At 39.9% G+C, this 589-nt stretch carries 1 protein-coding gene; it reads right to left on the bottom strand.

All coding sequences use genetic code 11. The features are described from left to right. On the bottom strand, positions 1-289 hold a 289-nt coding region (locus tag KH400_RS20865; RefSeq protein ID WP_217227921.1), incomplete at its 3' end, for a hypothetical protein. Between the last annotated feature and the right edge of the window lie 300 nt (positions 290-589).

Here is a 589-nt window from a genome sequence, read left to right as displayed (position 1 = left end):
CATTTGACATATCGATGTCAGTAATGAATTCATCAGTGTTCGCTGTCGGTTGATTTGTTTCTGATGGCTGTTCAATTGGTGCTTGTTCAGATGATGGGGTGTCGATTGTAACTTGTTCAACCGGTGTCGTGTCAGTATCCGCTGTTGCAGCGATATCGCTTGATTTAGTGGATATCAACGCTTGTTCGCTCGAAATAGTGCTATTTGTTGTATCACCAAAAACGGTGCTAGTGGTAAAAATCGTGCCAACGCTCGCCACTAGTAGCACGGCGGACTTTCCACGTTTCATAACCAATTCTCCCTTATCTCGTATCTCATAATCTGTTCTCTTCTTTACTCTATAATACTAACGCTTTCCTAGTACAAAATGTACGTAGCGCACAGTCTGTCTATAAAAAGTTCAAAAAAAGTTCACAATTCGAAACGGGATTATTGCCACCAATAAGTTTTGTTTTAGGTTTGTTGTGTTACAATTATGTAACATAATATTCGAGGAGATTTAACCATGAAAACGAGTAAGGTTATCACGACAATTTTGTTGGCAACATCATTGATTGGTGCAACGGCAGTCACAACGACTGTGTTTGTC

Origin of the sequence: Desertibacillus haloalkaliphilus (assembly GCF_019039105.1) — a bacterium.
GTDB lineage: Bacteria > Bacillota > Bacilli > Bacillales > KJ1-10-99 > Desertibacillus > Desertibacillus haloalkaliphilus.
This window is presented reverse-complemented; position numbering and strand designations above follow the sequence as displayed.